Below are 14823 nucleotides of genomic sequence, written 5' to 3'. Positions count from 1 at the left end.
CGGGGGTCGTTGAACACCGGGGTAGGGGGATTCACCACAGCTCCTCCAGGCGCGTGAACGGACGCGGAGCCGTCGCCGGGCAGCCCAAGTAGAGCCCAAATGGGCAAGGGGACAACGGAGTTGAGGCTGCGCGGCGGGCGGCGGAGGTCCGATGATGGTGCTGTTCGAGCCTGCCGTTCAAGCGATTTGCTCCCGGGCGAGCCCGGGTCGAACGGGGTGTTTTCGAGCACCCGGGGGGAGGCCCGTGGAGCGGCGGGAAGCCGGGCCCGCAAGGCGCGGAGACGTTGACGGGGGAGGTCGGACGGCGCTGCGGACCCGCTGCCGGATTCACTCGTTCGGCTGGTCGTGCGGCTCCCGGCCGGGCGGACCGTGCGGAGCGGCGGGCTCCTCGGCGCGTCCGTCTGGATGGCGGCCCGGGGGAGGCCTTAGCGTGAGCCGCGAACGACCCGGGGCGGACGGCGTCCCGGGCCCGGGACCTACGGAGGCACACCGGCCATGACCGCCGAACTCGCCGAGCTCACCGGGGACTACGTCCTCGACCCCGCCCACTCCCGGATCGGTTTCGTGGCGCGCCACGCCATGGTGACCAAGGTCCGCGGCGCATTCCACACCTTCGAGGGCTCGGCCCACCTGGACGGCGCGGACCCGTCCCGTTCGACCGCCGAGGTGGTGATCAAGGCCGAGAGCATCGACACCGGCGTCGAACAGCGTGACCAGCACCTGCGCACCAACGACTTCCTGGACGCGCCGAACTTCCCCGACATCACCTTCCGCACCACGGGGGTGGAGGTCGGCTCGGCCACCGAGTACCGGGTCACGGGTGACCTCACGATCAAGGACACCACCCGCCCGGTCACCATCGACTTCGAGTACACCGGCAACGCCGTGGACCCGTACGGCAACCTGCGGGTGGGCCTGGAGGGCGAGGTGACGATCAGCCGCAAGGACTTCGGCGTCACCTGGAACGCGGCGCTGGAGGGCGGCGGCGTCCTGGTCGGCGACAAGGTCGTGCTGCAGTTCGACGTCTCGGCGATCAAGCAGCAGTAAGGGGCCGTACCGCGGCCGAGGGCTCCTGGAACCGGCCCCCGAACGCCACCGGGCCTGCCGTCCGTGGACGACAGGCCCGGTGGCGGTTCCCGGTGGGTCAGCCGATGCCGAACCAGCCGAGGACGGTCTGGCCCAGCAGGATCGTCGACATGAGTGCGACGCCGACGACCGCGACGGTGGCCACGACGCGGTAGCGGGGGCTGTTGGCCGCGTCGCCGAGGACGGACCGGCGGTTGGTGAGCACCAGGAGGTAGACCAGCACGATCGGGCTGATCAGGCCCTGCAGCACCTGGGTGCCGATCAGCAGCTGGATGAGGTCCACCGGGGTCAGCGCCACGATGGCGCCGAGCGCGATCTGGGCGGTGAACAGCCCGAGGAACAGCGGCGCGTCGCGGAAGCTGCGCGACACGGAGCGCTCGACGCCCGCGGCCTCGCCGATCGCGTAGCTGGCGGAGAGCGGCACCACGGCGCCGGCCAGGGCGGAGGCGCCCATCAGCCCGAAGGCGAACAGCAGCTCGGCGCCGTGCCCGGCGACCGGCTTGAGCGCCTCGGCGGCCTCGGAGGCGGACTCCAGCGGGCCGGTGCCGCCGATCGCCGAGGCGGTCGCGATGATGATCGTCAGGCTGATCACGCACGCGAACACCGCGCCGAGCACGGCGTCCGCCCGGATCAGCTTGTAGTCGGCCGGTTTGGCACCGCGGTCGACGACGCCGGCCGCCGCGTAGAACTGCATGTACGGGCTGACGGTCGTACCGATCAGCGCGACGGCCAGCAGGATGAAGTCCTTGCTGGGCTCCAGGTGCGGGACGACCAGGTGCTCACCGACCTGCCCCCAGTCCGGGTGGCCCATGACCATGGCGACGGGGTAGGCGAAGAACGCCAGCGACATCACCAGGAAGATGCGCTCGGCCCACTTGTACGAGCCGAACAGCACCAGCGACCAGAGCAGGACGGCGGCCGGCGGGATGACCGCCCACTTGGGCACCCCGAGCAGTTCGAAGGCCGCGCCGATCCCGGCGAACTCGCTGACGACCAGCCCGGTGTTGGCCAGCAGCAGGCAGAACACGGCGAGCGCGGTGAGCCGCAGGCTGAACTGCTCGCGGATGAGCGCGCCCAGGCCCTTGCCGGTGTGCGCGCCGAGTCGGACGGCCATCTCCTGCACCATCACCAGGGCGATGGTGACGAGCACCATGAAGAACAGCGTCCCGTAGGTGAACTGGGAGCCGGCGCTCGCGTAGGTGGCGATGCCGGCGGCGTCGTTGCCGGCATTGGCCGCGACCAGCCCGGGACCGGCCACCATCGCGACGGCGGCGATCCGGCGGAAGCCTCTTCGGCGTCCGGGCGAGGGCGCGGACGACCGCGGCTCGGCCGGCGCGGCCGCGGACGCGTCGGCGCCGGGGCGGGTGTCGAGGTCGCGGGTCATCAGATGTCCCCCAGCGTTTGTCGGGCCGCAGCTGGGGGAGATGGGGATGCCCCCGTCGGTTGAGCGGGGGAGGGCCCTTGGCCCGCGGCCGCCAAGCGGTGGAGTTCGGTGCGCATCTGTTCTGACCTGCACTCTCTTTCGTTGTCAGTGGGCGGCGTTAGGTTGAGCAGCATGGCGACGGCAGCGACGGACGAGGGGCTTGGATATGCCCGGTACACCTACCGGCTTCGCGTGTCGTCGACCGCGTGTGCGTTGCTCGAAGCCGAGTGGGGACGGTGTCGGTGGTTGTGGAACGAGTGCGTTCACATGTCCCGCAAGGTGTACCTGCACAACCAGGCCCATCCCGAAGGCAAGCGCACTCTGGGCCCGGCTGATCTCGACAAGCTCCTGACCAGCGCCCGCGGCTCTATGGCGTGGCTGCGCGAGGGGGCCTCGGTGCCACAACAGCAGGTCATCCGGGACTTCGCGAAGTCCCGGAGCAAGGCGTGGAAGGACATGACAGCGAAACTGCCGGTCAATCAACGCGCCGGGATGCCGAAGCCAAAGCGCAAGCACGATTCCAGGCCATCGCTGAACTACACCCGCCGCGGCTTCCGGATCAAGGACGGCCGGCTCCACCTCGCGGGCGGGATCGTTGTGACCGTGGTGTGGTCGCGAGACCTTCCCACAGATCCCTCCTCGGTACGCGTCTACCGCGATGTCCTCGGCTACTGGAACTGCTCGTTCGTTGTGCAGGCGAGTACCGAACCGTTCGCGACGACCGGCGTCGTGATCGGCATCGACTGGGGTGTGAGGGAGATCGCGACCACCACTGACGATGCCTATGACCTGCCCCATCCAGAACATGGGAAGGGCGCCGCTGCGAGACTGGCGCACTACCAGCGCCAGATGGCCCGACGCCATCGACCGAAGGGGAAGGCACAGACAAAGGGTTACCACAAGGCCCGGCGGCAGGCCGCGAAGGTGCATCGGAAGATCGCCGACCGGCGCATGGACACGGCTCGCAAGTGGGCCAAGACCGTCGTCCGGGACCATGACGAAGTCGCGGTGGAGGACTTTCGGCCGAAGTTCCTCGCGAAAACCACCATGGCCAAGAAGGCCGCCGACGCTGCGATCGGTGCGGCCAAGGCAGCCTTGGTTGCGATGGCCGCAAAGCACGGACGCACCGTGCACCTGGTCAACCCCGTGCACAGCACGATGGATTGTGCGCGTTGCGGTGCGAGAGCCAAACACCGCCTCCCCCTCTCCGAGAGGATCTATACGTGCACTGCGTGCGGAGTCTCGTCCCCCAGGGACAAGAACTCCGCCCGCGTGATGCTCGTCCGGGCTGGTCTCAACCCGGCTGGTGATGATCGCGGAAGACCTCAGCGTCCGCAGGACGATGCGGCAGCGTGAGCCAGGAATCCCCCGTCTTCGGGCAGGGGAGGATCTCAATTGAGGAGCCTCCGGAAGTGCAGGCGCCCGCGCTCGGGGAGCAGCGAGTCGAGGATGTCGTCGGCCAGGACCCGGCCGAGGGGGCGGTCGGTGTCGTCGACCACGAGCAGGGAGGTGGCGCGGGCCGCGACCAGGTGGTGGGCGGCCTCGGCGAGGCGGGTGTCGGGGCGGACGGTCACCGGCGGGCCGAACTGGGCCCGCCAGGCGACCAGGTCGGCGATCACGGTGGTGTCCTCGGCGACGGCGAGGTCGAACAGCGGGATGTCGCCGACCAGGACTCCGTCGTCGTCGAGGACGGTCACCGCGTCGATGTCGGTGCGGTGTTCGGCCTGCGCGGCGAGTTCGGCCCGCACCTCGCCGACGGTCTGGGCGGACTCGGCGGTGACGAGCAGGGTGGTCATGGCGCCGCCGGCCGTGCCCTCGCGGTGGGTGAGCAGGGAGCGCAGCTCGGCGGCCTCGGGCTCGGGCATCCGGGCCAGCAGGTTCTCGCGCTCGCCCGGGTTGAGGTCGCGCAGGGCGTCGGCGGCCTCGTCCGGCTCCATCTCGTCGACCAGCCGGGCGGCGTGCTCGGGCGGCGCCTCGCGCAGGAGGTTCTCCAGCTCGGCGGGCTCCATCTCTTCGAGCGCGTCCGCCGCGTGCTCCGGCTCCAGCCAGCCGAGCAGCTGCTGGCGCTCGTGGCGGCCGAGGTCCTCGAGGATGTCGGCGAGGTCGGCCGGGCGCAGCCGGTGCAGCGCGGAGCGGGAGGCGCGCAGCCGTACCTCGGCGGGGCCGTGGGTGGCTTGCTCGCCGAAGGGGGCGACGGACTGCCAGTCCAGGACGCCGTCCGGGGTGGGGCGGATCTGCCAGCGGCGCGGGCCGAGGCGGCGCAGGAGGGTGGGCAGCGAGACGTCGACGCCGACCAGGACGGTGCGGGCGGCCAGCGGGGCGAGGTAGAGGTCGGCGGCGCGGGTGACCTGGACGCCGTCGACGTCGACGAGCTGGTGGTCCATCACGTCGCGGGCGAGCAGCACCTCGCCGGGCCTGCGGTTGAACTCGCGCAGGTCGACGCGGGAGGTGCGCAGCCGCACCCCGCAGGTGTGGATCCGCTCGACGGCGGTGGCCGCGATGAAGGCGCGGCGGCGGCCTATGCGGATGATCAGGCCGGTGACGGGCGGGTAGGGCTCCGGTCCGTAGAGGCGGGCGACGACGTCGACGACGCGGCCCACCTCCTCGCCGGCCTGGTTGGTGACCGGGCCGCCGACCAGCCCGGCGAGCGAGACGAGCGACGAGCGGACGGCCTTGGTGACGGTGGTGCGGCGCTCGGCTTCGACCGTGCGGTCGCGAAGGCGCGCCGTGGCGGACGAGAACAGCGTGGTGGTGGCCATGGAGAAACCCCCCTTGCCCCGGCAGGACGGGACATCGGGCCGCCCGGTGGCATGGCACTGCCAACCTTGACCGCAGGGCTCACCGGGCGCGCGCAGGGGCCTCCCGCGTCACGTGGACGCGAGGGGGAAGCGGAGCGGACCCGGCAGGTCAGGGAAGGAGGAGCCGCCTGGAGCAGCGGAAGAAGGACGGCGGGAACGAAACGGTGAAGGGCCGACTATGGCCAGGACTTCCGTCCATCACGCCCCCTCCCGATCTCGGCCGCGATCCAGTGCCGCGGCGGCATGGCAGGGCGGACGGACGTCACCGCCCGATGCACCCCAACTCGTCAGAGCTTTGGCACTCCACGGCGTGTCCCCGGCCGGTGCGGGCGGGGAAGCCACTTGGGGTCACCCCTTGGGCCGGGGAGACCTGTCCTGATCCGGAGCGTCTCTCGACGGGTGGGATCAGTGGCCTGTGTCCGTGAAGACGCCTCACCGAACGAGGTGTCTTTTCGAATCCTTGACAGGATAGGGCCTTGCCATCCCTCCGGCATAACCCTTGACCTGAGCTTGACCCCGCCCCGACCAGCGGGGGAGCCGCCGGGCGCGCGTCGGGGCGCGCGCGAAGGGAGGCGTACGCGGGGGGCCGGGAAGGCGAGAGGACCCGGGAGCGTAGCCTGCTCCCGGGCCCCTGTGTGCCGCCCAATTGCTCACACCGGCACGTTTAAGGGCCGCGGATCAGATTGAAACCGACGCGTTCTGCCGTTGAACTACCGTGCCACGGAGCGGCACAGGCAGGACTTGAACCTGCATTCGTCGATGTTCGTCCGCACCCGGTCGATCCGGTGTTCGGCGGCGAATGCTGAGACTGGAGCGAGAGTCTGAGTTTGACGGGGCCCGCCTCTGCCTGGCTTGGGCTACCCCGGCCGGTGGTGCCGGGGGGAGGATTCGAACCTCCACTGTGACCCCTGGGTCAGCTTCAACATCAGTGTCAGCTTTTTCGCACCGCGCGAGCGCCCCCATCCGGTCTCCCGGAGAGTTCTCGGCGCCGTTCGGTGCACCCGCCCGGCTCCCCGGACGGGTGATCAGGAGGCTACCTGAACAGGTAGCCGAAGACGGCGTCGCCCACGCGCTGGTCGGTGACCTCCACGGCGTTGGCCTCCTCGCGGGCGAACTTGACCGCCTGCTGGAGCTTCTCCACCCGTTCGGCGAGCTCGTTCACGCGCCGGGCGGGCAGGGCGCCGGAGAACTTGACGGTCGTCCAGTAGCCGACCGGGACGTCCTCGTAGTAGACCTCGACCTGGGCCGGGTGCTTCTCGGTGGCCTCGGCCTTGACGTGGTTGCGCGGCACCTTCTTGGTCCGGATGGTGCGCACCGGCTCGGTCTTCCAGGAGTCGGTGGACGGGTCGAGGTTCCATGACTCGGAGGCGTCCAGCACCGGGAGCTTGCGCACGAAGGTGAACAGGTCGGTGAGCTGCTTCTCCAGGAAGAGCAGGTACGGGACGGGCACCTGGGCGAGCAGCACCTGGCCGTCCACCACCACGTCGGCGCGGGCGCCGAGGTTGGCCCAGTCCTTGGTGGCCGTCACGTCGAACAACCGGGTGAGGGTCGTCGAGGTGGACCGCAGGATGTCCTCGGCCTTGAGCTGCACCCGGGTCGACTCCGGCGGCAGCTGCTCGCCCTCCTCGTCCTTGGGCTGGTAGGTGCGGGAGATCCCGGCCAGCAGCGCGGGCTTCTGCAGGTCCTGGTGGGCCTGGGTCAGCTCCTGGAAGGACTTGGACTTGACGCCTTTTTCGACGGCGATGATCTGGTTCAGCTTTGCCACGTCGAGGACGCTAGCAGTCCCGAACTGGTGCGCGATACCCAATTTATGACCAAGCGGCTTCCCTCGGACCGGGCCGTGCCGACGGGCCCGGACCGACGGGTCCGTGCCGACGGTCTGTACCGCGGCGTGTCCGGGCACAGGGGTGCGCCACTAAGGTATGGGCCCGTGACAGCATCGAACGGGGCAGTCGTCGGGGGCCGGTACCGGCTCCACGACCTCATCGGGCAGGGCGGCATGGGCCGCGTGTGGCGGGGGCGGGACGAGACCCTCGGGCGGGACGTCGCCGTGAAGGAGGTGCTCCTGCCGGCCGGCGTCGACGACGAGCACCGCGAGCAGCTCCTCCAGCGCACGCTGCGCGAGGCGCTCGCCGCCGCGCGGCTCAACCACCCGGGCATCATCACCGTGCACGACGTGGTCGAGCACGAGGGCGCGCCCGTGATCGTCATGGAGTACGTGACCGGCGCCTCGCTCGCCGCGCTGCTCGGCCGGGACGGCGCGCTGCCGGCGCGGCGGGTGGCCGAGATCGGCGTCGCGATGCTCAAGGCGCTCCAGCAGGCGCACGCGGCGGGGATCGTCCACCGCGACCTCAAGCCGGACAACGTCCTGTTGATGGACGAGCGCGTCATCCTCACCGACTTCGGCATCGCGCACATGGCCGACGCGACGACCGCGCTCACCCGGACCGGCGCCGTCATCGGCACTCCCGCCTACATGGCCCCCGAGCAGCTGGAGGGCAAGCCGCCGACGCCCGCCAACGACCTGTGGTCGCTCGGCGCGACGCTGTACGCGGCGGTGGAGGGCCAAGCGCCGTTCCACGCCGACACGTTCAGCGCGCTCTGCATCGCCGTCGTCACCCAGCCGCCGCGCCCCACCCAGCGGGCCGGTGCCCTCGCGCCGGTGCTCGCCGGGCTGCTCACGAAGGACCCGGCGCAGCGACTGACGGCCGAACAAGCCATCGCGGCGCTGGAGTCGGTGGTCCGGGGCGGGACGGCCCCGGTCGCTCCGCCGCCGACCCAGGTCGACGCGCCGCCGCAGTCGCCGGGCTTCGGGCCGGCCCTGGGCTACCCGCCGCCGTCCGGGGAGCCGCTGCGGTCGGTGCTCGGGACGTTCCCGCACCAAACGCCGACGCCCGACGGAGGCTTCGCGCCGCACCAGCAGACCGCGCCCCATTCGCCAGGTGCCGACGGGGTCCTCGCTGCTCCCCGGGGCAATCCGGTCGTGGCCCGGCTGGTGCAGTTCGGCGGCACCATGGCGGTGCTCTGGATCCTCGGCCTGGCGGCGCCCTGGAACTTCGTGGGGCAGTTCTCGCCCTCCTACTACCTGCCCTTGATCGTGGCCACGGCCGTGTTCTCGCTCGTGCACGCGCTGCCCCGGCCACGCTTCCACCCCGGGCTGGTGTGGGCCCTCTTCCTCGTCCTCGACGTGGCGCTGTTCTACGGGAACACGTACATCGAATCCCAGGGGTTCCGGGGCATGCTCGGCTACAGCCGGGCCCTGGACATGCTCCTGCTGAACGCGCTGATCGTCGCCACTGCCGGCTGGCTCCTCTGGTGGAAGGCCCCCGGCAGCCGTCGCTCCTGACGCCGGGCCGGGGCCGGACCGGACGAAGATCATCCGGGCGTAGGCTCTTCGCGGACGACAAGGCAAGAGAGGCAGACATGGGCCAGAAGATCATCCGGTTCTCGGACCTGACCGGCGAGCACGTGGAGAACGACGACGACCTGGTGCGCATCGTGGTCCACCGGCACCCGGACCTGGCGGACGGGCCGGTCGAGATCGAGGCGCTCGCCGGTGAGCTCGCGGCGGTGGAGGAGCTGGCGCTCGACCTGGTGACGATCGAGCTCCACCTCCCGGGCTCGGACGAGCCCCGGACGGTCGTCATGGAGGCCGGGGCGTTCGACCGGCTGGCCTCGGCGGCGCCGATGGCCGAGGTGCTGCGCGGTGCCAAGCCGGTCGCCGCCCGGTCGAACCCGAGCCAGGGCGCGGCGTCGCCCGCGCTCAAGGAGCGGGTCAACTACGCGAGTCTGGAGAACGCCGGCCGCCCGCACAAGGGCCGCACGACCGACGCCGAGAAGCAGGTCGTCCAGGAGCACCTGGAGGAGATCAACGAGCGCCTCGCCACCGAGGGCGTCCGGACGATCGACCTGGCCAACTCGGAGCACGTCACCCGCTACGGCCTGGAGGCCCTGGCCCGGGCGATCGGCGTGACCCAGGACTGACGGCGGTGCGGTGGGGGCCCCGGGCGCGAGGACGGCGTCCGGGGCCCCAGTCGTTGCCCTCCGGTTCAGCCGTGAGGGTGACGGGTGCCGTTCGGCTCGCGTCGTGGACTCAGGGGCGGGCGGCGGCCCCTAGCGTGACCGGTGACCGGGGGATCCATGGAGCGCGAGAGGTGCGGTTGATGCTGCGTAGGTTGGCAGTTGCGGCGGTGGTGTGCGGTGCGGTGGCCGGGATGCTCGGTGCGGCGGGCCCGGTGGAGCGGCCGAGGTTCGCCCCGGGGTCCATTGTGGTGATCCAGGAGGACCCCGACGCGGCGGCACCGGGGGGCACGACGACGGTGCACGGGATCGTCGCCAACGAGACGGCGAAGACCGCGCCGGCGCTCGTCGTCAAAATCACGATGCCGCCCGGGGCAGTGCCGGAGGGGCCCTTCTTCCCGAGGACGTGCAAGCGGCACAGGAGCGACAAGATCTGGACGGTGACCTGCACGTTCGAGGCAGGCCTGGAGTCGGAGCGGACGGCGACCGCGCTCGTGCCGGTGCGGATCCCGGATGACGCCTCGGAGCCGCTGACCGGTGGGCGGGTGTCGGTCTCGAGCCCCGACGACCCGAGCGTGAACAGCTCGGAGCCGTTCACCATCCAGGTCGCGTTTGGCGAGCCGACCGGCTGACCGGCTGACCGGCCGACCGGCTGGGCCCGGTGCGGCCCGGCCGGTACGCGTGGCCGTCGGGCCCTTCGGGCACCGTTTGGGGTCCGACCGGCGGAAGGCGATCGGTTAGCGTCGGCCCATGGACATGGAGACCCCGCACCAGGCGCTGCCCGAGCACGAGTTGGTGGCCACCAGCAGTACCGTCGTCTACCGGAACCGCTGGATGACCGTCCGCGAGGACAGGACCCTGCGCCATGATGGCGCCGAGGGCCTCTACGGCGTCGTGGAGAAGCCGGACTTCGCCCTCGTCGTCCCGTACGCCGACGGCGGTTTCCACCTCGTCGAGCAGTACCGGTACACGGTGAAGGGCCGCTACTGGGAGTTCCCGCAAGGCTCTTGGGAGGGCGAGCGGGACGCGGACCCGCTCGCTCTCGCCCGTGGTGAACTCGCCGAGGAGACGGGCTTGAGGGCCGGCACCATGACGCCGCTGGGGTACCTGTACGAGGCGTACGGGTACTGCGACCAGGGCTTCCACGTCCTCCTGGCCACGGACCTCACCGCCGGGGAGGCGAATCTGGAGGAGACGGAGGCGGGGCTGGTCAGCCGCTGGTTCTCCGAGGCGGAGGTGTGGCAACTCATCGCCGAGGGTTCCTTCAAGGACGCGGCGTCCATCGCCGCCCTGGCGTTGTTCCAGCGCCATCGCGGCGCGTGACGTGCCGGGTCCGCGGACGGCGGGACCGTCCGCGGACGCGGGGTTCGCGTCAGTTGACGGTGACCGCCGGGCTTCCGGCGGCTGTGGTGTCCGTGACGGGCCCGAAGGTGGCGGAGAAGTAGCCGTCGCCCGGGCAGAGGGAGGAGCCGTCGCTCTTGGCGAAGTGCTCGTTGGTGAAGGTGAGGCTGTGTGCGCCGTTGTCGGCGTTGCCGGTGAACGCGCCGCTGAGCTGGTAGGTGCAGGTGATCGTGCCGAACCAGGTGTCGAGCACGGCGCTGGCCTGGATCGGCCCGGCCGCGCCGCCGGCGAGGGTGAGCGGGAGGCCCGCGCCGTCGTCGACGGACAGGGTGAAGGGCAGGTTGCCGACGGTCAGGCTCTCGACGTTCGTGACGCCGGTGACGTTGGCCGTGCACGAGTCGAAGGTGAGCCCGGTGAAGGACTCCGTCGCCGTGCCGGGCGCGGCGGGGTTGGTCAGGACGGTGGCCGAGAGCTGGGACGTGGCGCAGGTGACGCCGGTGGTGCTGGTGGCGGTCGAGTAGAAGGTGGCACTGGTGTTGGCGACGAGCGGCGCGACGAGCGCGTCGCCCACGGCGACGGCGGTGGTGCCGGCGCTGTCGGTGGTCAACACGGCTGCGGCGTCGGTTATTTGCTCCGGTTCCTGGGCTGCGGACGCGGGAACCGCGCCCAGGACGACCGCGGCGACGGCGGCGGTGGCGGCGAGGTGGCGGCGAAGGCGCATGGGAAAGCCTCTTCCTCGGTGAGGGGGATCGAGAAGACGAACTTTCGCTGCGCCCGGAGGGTGGGGATCCGGGCGGCTGCCTACGTTCTAGGCCTGTGGCAGTGCACCGTCAAGGCGGTGGGCGGCAGTTGCTGACATTTCGTCAGCAAGAGCAGGTCCGCGGCGGACGAGTGGGCCTGGGCGGCGGCCGGGCCCGGTCAGGATGCTCCACCGCCGGTCGATCGTCAGCCGGCGATCCGGGCCTCCTGTTCGCATGCCATGGGCGGGAGCGGTTGCCACCTGACGGGGACGTCGCGCATGAGGAGGGCGCAGTCGAGCGTCGCGCTGCCCGGGGGGAAGCGGTCCGGGTCGTCGAAGAAGGACGATGCGGCGGAGCGGACCCGGCCGGCGTCCACGTGCCAGGCGTCGGTGCCCAGTTCCATACCGTCCAGGTGGTGGCCGGCCCTCGTGGGGGAGAAGCCCTTCGCGCCGAGCCGGAAGAAGCGGGAGGCTTCGGCGAGGTCGGCGAAGAGTCTGCTGTCCCGCAGGTCGTCCGCCAGGTCGACGGTGACGTCCACGCGCGTGCCGCCGTCCCGGGTGGCCAGTGCGACGCGCACCCGGTCGGGGGTCTCGTGGACCTCGAAGTCCGCGCGGCCGTGTTCGCCGGGGAAGAGGCGGCCGCCGGCCCAGGCGTTGAGCGGCGAGGCCGTGTCGCGCCGGGGGATGTAGACGCCGGTCTCGACGCCGTCGGGGCCGTCCCACTCGACGGCGATGCGGTGCGCCGCGTTCTCGCTCCGCAGCCCGAGCGCCCTGGGCGCCCACGCGGGCCGGACCTCGCCGAGGCGCAGCAGGCAGATGCCCGCGACCGCGTGGCCGTTCGCCAGGTGGGGGCGCAGCGGGCCGGGGAGCAGTCGTGCGGCGACGTCCGGGTCGACGCGGTAGTTCACCAGGAGGCGTCGTTCGACGACGCTGGACAGCTTCGGCTGCCTCATGATCCCTCGCTCTCCGTCTTGGGCCGCCACTTGGTGTGGCGGAGCACGATCTGTTCGGGGCAGACGGCGCTGAGGAACCGGCCGACGCACATGGCCAGGCGTTCCTCGGCGAGGGCGTAGATGATCCGGTTGCCCTCCCGCCGCTCGGTGACGAGTCCGGCGCCCTTGAGCACGCCGAGGTGGCGTGAGATGGACGGTGCGCTGATCGCGAACCTGGCGGCGATCTCGCCGGCCGCGAGCTCGCCGCCCCGCAGGTCTTCGAGGATCTGGCGCCGCGTCGGATCGGCGAGGGCGCGGAAGGCTCCCGCCTCGTCCTGAGCTTCTGTCATGCCTTCTATTTAGCATCTTGGCTAAATGTCTAACAAGTGTTCTGTGAGCTTTCTGCAGGCTGGCGGGTCGGCGGGTCGGCGGGTCGGCGGGTCGGCGGGTTGGCGGGAGCGGGCGGAGCCTGCAGGCCTTCGCCGAGGCGGCGGGGGTGGCGGCGCACGGGCTGCTGAACGCGTATGTCGTCTTCGCGCGCGGGGCCGAGCCGTCGGCCGGGCCGTTTCTCCTGGGCCTCCGGGACGCGGGCGGTGCCTTCCGGGAGGCGTACGCGGCGACGGGCGGCGAGGCCTTCGTGATCCGCCCGGACGGCTACCTGGCTGCGTGCTTGCCAGTCGGCGACCCGGGGCGTTTGGTCGGGCACCTCCGGCGCACGTTCGCGGTGGGGTGAGCCCGGCGGTCGGCGCTCCGCGCGGTGTCGAGCGCATCGCCGGTCGGTGCTTCGCTCGGTGTCTTCGCCTTCCCTGGCTTGACTGAGGGCGATGGGTGGTCGGCGCACGATGCCCATCTCGCGGGCGCGCACACCTTTCGGGGCGAAGGCGGCCACCTTCGGGCGAACCACGTGTCCACTGTCCTCGGTAGTGCTGCTTCCCTCCTTAGGGTGCCGTTTGAGGTCGGCCGTTCGGCGATCCCGGGAAGTACATAAGGAGTCAACTGCTATGTCTGCACCCGTCGTTGATGTCTGGGGCCAGGATGTCCCTGGGGCCCGATCCTCGTTTCCTCCCGCTCCGGAACCGCATGAAGAGTGGGCCCTCGCCGGCGGAACGGCGTGGGTCTACTACAGCCCGCTGAACCGCAGGCAGCTCGTCCGGCCCGTCATCCTCTCCGACGGCTTCTCGAACGGGGCGAGCAACCTCGACCAGCTCTGGAACGGCCTGGAGGAGAACGGCGATTTCCGCTTCATCTCCGAGCTCCACGCGACCGGCCGCGACGTCATCATCCTCGGCTACGACGACCGTACGGCGTCGATCACGGCCAACGCCGACACCGCCATCGAGTGCATCCGCCGGGCCGTCGCCGAGCGGGTCGGCAGGGCGAAGCTGACCGTGGGCGGATTCAGCATGGGCGGACTGGTCACCCGCTACGCGCTGGCGAAGATGGAGCACGACCCCGACCTTCCCGACCACGAGACGGCCCTCTACCTCTCCTACGACACCCCCCACCAGGGCGCATGGTTCCCCATCGCCCTCCAGGCGTTCACGCACTTCGCGACGGACAACTGGGGAGACGCTCCCGTTCTGGGACCCGTCCTGCGGCAGTTCTCCGGGCTGCTCAACAGCACGGCCGCCAAGCAGATGGCGCGGTGGCACATCGGGACGGCTGACGGCACCGCCGAGCAGGCACAGGAGCGGGTGGACTTCCTCCGGGCGCTCGACGCGGTCGGTGGCTGGCCGCGGAACGTCCGCAAGATCGGTGTCGCCAACGGTGTCAAGTCCGGCAACGGCAACGGCGTCAAGGCCGACGAGACCGCGGTGAAGTGCGACGGTGAAACGCTGCACGACACGTGGCTCAAGACCCAGGCACAGGGTGACCAGGAAGTCGCCCGCCTGCAGAAGACCGACGGCGAGCCGGTGCGGGTCCGCACCAGCGGGCTGTCCGACATCGACGGTGCCCCCGGGGGCCTGTTCACCGCGCCGTCCCCGGTGGGCGACACCGGCAGCTTCGGCCTGGCCGCCGTGCTCATGGGTCTTCTCGGCAACACCGTGGACCCGGACGTCATCACCACGTCCTGCTTCATCCCGGCCATCAGCGCCGTCGCCGCCGGGGACATCAGCGACCCGAAGGCCCTCTACCAGCCGATCACCCCGGACGGCAGCGCCCTCGACGCCTTCGCGTGCGCCGGCCGCAACGAAGGGCACACCACCATGACCGAAGAACTCGGCGCGTGGATCGTGAACGAGATCGTCACGGCCGAGTAGCCACCAGGGTGGGCGGGCTACCGCCGGTGCGCCCGCCCACCCAGGGCCTCCCGTCGATGACGCTCACGGCCGGGTGCGGCACGCGAACCCGGCACACCGTGTCCTACCGGCGGCGCCAACCCGGCCCACTAGTACTCCAGCAGGACTTCGACGTTTTGCCTGTTCAGAGGGCTGCGCGGTGGAGTGTAGCGGGCTGCTGCTCGATCAGGGGCGGTCTTCATTG

General features: G+C 71.1%; 14 protein-coding genes and 1 riboswitch. Of the genes, 8 read left to right on the top strand and 6 right to left on the bottom strand.

Translation table 11 applies throughout. The annotated features are described in order from the left end of the window. Nucleotides 1–495 precede the first annotated feature (495 nt). Entirely contained in the window at nucleotides 496–1047 is a 552-nt protein-coding gene (locus tag ACFVSN_RS40810; protein WP_387958495.1) for a YceI family protein, read from the top strand. Nucleotides 1048–1144: 97 nt separating this feature from the next. Here the strand turns inward: ACFVSN_RS40810 and ACFVSN_RS40805 are convergent, their stop codons facing one another. Next, entirely contained in the window at nucleotides 1145–2470 is a 1326-nt protein-coding gene (locus tag ACFVSN_RS40805) for an NRAMP family divalent metal transporter (RefSeq protein WP_380501385.1), read from the bottom strand. 171 nt (nucleotides 2471–2641) lie between these two features. Here ACFVSN_RS40805 and ACFVSN_RS40800 point away from each other — a divergent pair, with 171 nt between their 5' ends. After that, on the top strand, nucleotides 2642–3865 hold the full coding sequence (locus ACFVSN_RS40800) for an RNA-guided endonuclease InsQ/TnpB family protein (protein WP_387958493.1): 1224 nt from the start codon (nucleotides 2642–2644) through the stop codon (nucleotides 3863–3865). Between the two features lie 35 nt (nucleotides 3866–3900). On the opposite strand, the gene ACFVSN_RS40795 is transcribed toward ACFVSN_RS40800, so the two are convergent. Together ACFVSN_RS40795 and ACFVSN_RS40790 are read right to left on the bottom strand one after the other, a co-directional pair. Continuing rightward, a complete protein-coding gene (locus tag ACFVSN_RS40795; RefSeq protein ID WP_387958491.1) occupies nucleotides 3901–5268 on the bottom strand; it encodes a magnesium transporter MgtE N-terminal domain-containing protein in 1368 nt (455 codons plus the stop codon). A 310-nt stretch (nucleotides 5269–5578) separates the two neighbouring features. Next, nucleotides 5579–5758, bottom strand: a riboswitch (M-box (ykoK) riboswitch). A 582-nt stretch (nucleotides 5759–6340) separates the two neighbouring features. Then, on the bottom strand, nucleotides 6341–7072 hold the full coding sequence (locus ACFVSN_RS40790) for a hypothetical protein (protein WP_380448125.1): 732 nt from the start codon (nucleotides 7070–7072) through the stop codon (nucleotides 6341–6343). Between the two features lie 165 nt (nucleotides 7073–7237). Here ACFVSN_RS40790 and ACFVSN_RS40785 point away from each other — a divergent pair, with 165 nt between their 5' ends. The 4 genes from ACFVSN_RS40785 to ACFVSN_RS40770 all read left to right on the top strand — a co-directional run bounded on the left by ACFVSN_RS40785 (nucleotide 7238) and on the right by ACFVSN_RS40770 (nucleotide 10650). Beyond that, nucleotides 7238–8653 (top strand): protein kinase, encoded by a 1416-nt coding sequence (locus ACFVSN_RS40785; RefSeq protein WP_387958489.1) that lies wholly within the window; start codon nucleotides 7238–7240, stop codon nucleotides 8651–8653. Nucleotides 8654–8730: 77 nt separating this feature from the next. Further along, a complete protein-coding gene (locus tag ACFVSN_RS40780) occupies nucleotides 8731–9291 on the top strand; it encodes a hypothetical protein (protein ID WP_387958486.1) in 561 nt (186 codons plus the stop codon). Between the two features lie 170 nt (nucleotides 9292–9461). Further along, the gene (locus tag ACFVSN_RS40775; protein WP_387958485.1) at nucleotides 9462–9959 is read left to right on the top strand and encodes a hypothetical protein; all 498 of its coding nucleotides are present in this window, start codon (nucleotides 9462–9464) and stop codon (nucleotides 9957–9959) included. Between the two features lie 118 nt (nucleotides 9960–10077). Continuing rightward, nucleotides 10078–10650, top strand: a complete 573-nt coding sequence (locus tag ACFVSN_RS40770; RefSeq protein WP_387958483.1) for an NUDIX domain-containing protein — start codon at nucleotides 10078–10080, stop codon at nucleotides 10648–10650. 49 nt (nucleotides 10651–10699) lie between these two features. Here ACFVSN_RS40770 and ACFVSN_RS40765 read toward each other — a convergent pair whose 3' ends face one another. The 3 genes from ACFVSN_RS40765 to ACFVSN_RS40755 all read right to left on the bottom strand — a co-directional run bounded on the left by ACFVSN_RS40765 (nucleotide 10700) and on the right by ACFVSN_RS40755 (nucleotide 12689). Further along, on the bottom strand, nucleotides 10700–11389 hold the full coding sequence (locus ACFVSN_RS40765; RefSeq protein WP_387958481.1) for a Tat pathway signal sequence domain protein: 690 nt from the start codon (nucleotides 11387–11389) through the stop codon (nucleotides 10700–10702). A gap of 224 nt (nucleotides 11390–11613) precedes the next feature. After that, nucleotides 11614–12360: a DUF2071 domain-containing protein gene (locus ACFVSN_RS40760; RefSeq protein WP_387958479.1), complete on the bottom strand. Its 747-nt coding sequence runs from the start codon at nucleotides 12358–12360 to the stop codon at nucleotides 11614–11616. Further along, nucleotides 12357–12689: a metalloregulator ArsR/SmtB family transcription factor gene (locus tag ACFVSN_RS40755; RefSeq protein ID WP_387958478.1), complete on the bottom strand. Its 333-nt coding sequence runs from the start codon at nucleotides 12687–12689 to the stop codon at nucleotides 12357–12359. The genes ACFVSN_RS40760 and ACFVSN_RS40755 overlap by 4 nt, the downstream gene beginning before the upstream one ends. A gap of 146 nt (nucleotides 12690–12835) precedes the next feature. Between ACFVSN_RS40755 and ACFVSN_RS40750 the strand changes: the two genes are divergently transcribed. Continuing rightward, nucleotides 12836–13072, top strand: coding sequence for a hypothetical protein (locus ACFVSN_RS40750; RefSeq protein WP_387958477.1), 237 nt, complete (start codon nucleotides 12836–12838; stop codon nucleotides 13070–13072). A gap of 268 nt (nucleotides 13073–13340) precedes the next feature. Beyond that, on the top strand, nucleotides 13341–14600 hold the full coding sequence (locus tag ACFVSN_RS40745; protein WP_387958475.1) for an esterase/lipase family protein: 1260 nt from the start codon (nucleotides 13341–13343) through the stop codon (nucleotides 14598–14600). Nucleotides 14601–14823: the final 223 nt, after the last annotated feature.

This window comes from Kitasatospora sp. NPDC057904 (assembly GCF_042887925.1).
Lineage (GTDB): Bacteria > Actinomycetota > Actinomycetes > Streptomycetales > Streptomycetaceae > Kitasatospora.
Note: the sequence above shows the minus strand (reverse complement) of the source record. Positions and strands in the feature narration are given on the sequence as shown.

What these genes read in the sequence shown, in the direction of transcription:
- ACFVSN_RS40770 (WP_387958483.1), top strand. Translation starts at nt 10,078, where the DNA reads ATGGACATGGAGACCCCGCACCAGGCGCTGCCCGAGCACGAGTTGGTG.
- ACFVSN_RS40760 (WP_387958479.1), bottom strand. Translation starts at nt 12,360, where the DNA reads ATGAGGCAGCCGAAGCTGTCCAGCGTCGTCGAACGACGCCTCCTGGTG.
- ACFVSN_RS40780 (WP_387958486.1), top strand. Translation starts at nt 8,731, where the DNA reads ATGGGCCAGAAGATCATCCGGTTCTCGGACCTGACCGGCGAGCACGTG.
- ACFVSN_RS40745 (WP_387958475.1), top strand. Translation starts at nt 13,341, where the DNA reads ATGTCTGCACCCGTCGTTGATGTCTGGGGCCAGGATGTCCCTGGGGCC.
- ACFVSN_RS40805 (WP_380501385.1), bottom strand. Translation starts at nt 2,470, where the DNA reads ATGACCCGCGACCTCGACACCCGCCCCGGCGCCGACGCGTCCGCGGCC.
- ACFVSN_RS40755 (WP_387958478.1), bottom strand. Translation starts at nt 12,689, where the DNA reads ATGACAGAAGCTCAGGACGAGGCGGGAGCCTTCCGCGCCCTCGCCGAT.
- ACFVSN_RS40800 (WP_387958493.1), top strand. Translation starts at nt 2,642, where the DNA reads ATGGCGACGGCAGCGACGGACGAGGGGCTTGGATATGCCCGGTACACC.
- ACFVSN_RS40795 (WP_387958491.1), bottom strand. Translation starts at nt 5,268, where the DNA reads ATGGCCACCACCACGCTGTTCTCGTCCGCCACGGCGCGCCTTCGCGAC.
- ACFVSN_RS40810 (WP_387958495.1), top strand. Translation starts at nt 496, where the DNA reads ATGACCGCCGAACTCGCCGAGCTCACCGGGGACTACGTCCTCGACCCC.
- ACFVSN_RS40765 (WP_387958481.1), bottom strand. Translation starts at nt 11,389, where the DNA reads ATGCGCCTTCGCCGCCACCTCGCCGCCACCGCCGCCGTCGCCGCGGTC.